The following is a 641-nucleotide window of genomic DNA, read 5'->3' as shown; positions in this document are numbered from 1 at the left end:
GATGCGACATCCACTCACTATAGTCTTTATATTGCAATTTAAGTGGTAACAATAATTTATGTTGATAAAGTGCGTTAAGATCATTCATTAATTGTATATTACTCATACCGTCATTAATGATATGATGCGTATCTATAAAGAGGTATGCATGTAAGGGACTTCTAATGTATCTCACTCTAATTTGACTTGGCTTTTCCAAATTAAAAGGTGCTACAAATTGGCGCATGATTTCTTGTTCATCCGTAAAATGCGTGTTAACTTCTTCAAAGTCAACTGCAACATCTGCCACAATACGTTGTCGAACCTCATCATCTACAACAATATATTGTGTTCGTAAAATCTCATGTCGCGCTATCAAACGCTGCACTGCTTGTCGCAATTGAGCTACATTAAGTTCTGATGATAACCGCCATAAAAAAGGTACGTTATACACCGTATCTTTATGGTTTGATTTCCATAATAAATACATACGCTTTTGTGCAGAGCTCAGCACATAATCATCTTTAACTATAGTTTCTGGAATCACTTCATAGTTTTGTTCTTGAACCTTAGCAATCGCTTGTGCTAGTTCAAATACAGTTGGCTTTTGTAATAAATCACCAATTTGTAATCGTTTCCCAGTAGATGCCTCTATCCGATTC

1 protein-coding gene is annotated in these 641 nt (G+C 35.4%); it reads right to left on the bottom strand.

Going from position 1 to position 641, the window contains the following annotated elements:
• Positions 1-641, bottom strand: a 641-nt coding sequence (locus IDG60_RS28200) for a condensation domain-containing protein (RefSeq protein WP_206161103.1), incomplete at both ends; no start/stop codon positions are given.

The sequence above is a fragment of the Staphylococcus sp. EG-SA-2 genome (assembly GCF_017152085.1).
Note: the sequence above shows the minus strand (reverse complement) of the source record. Positions and strands in the feature narration are given on the sequence as shown.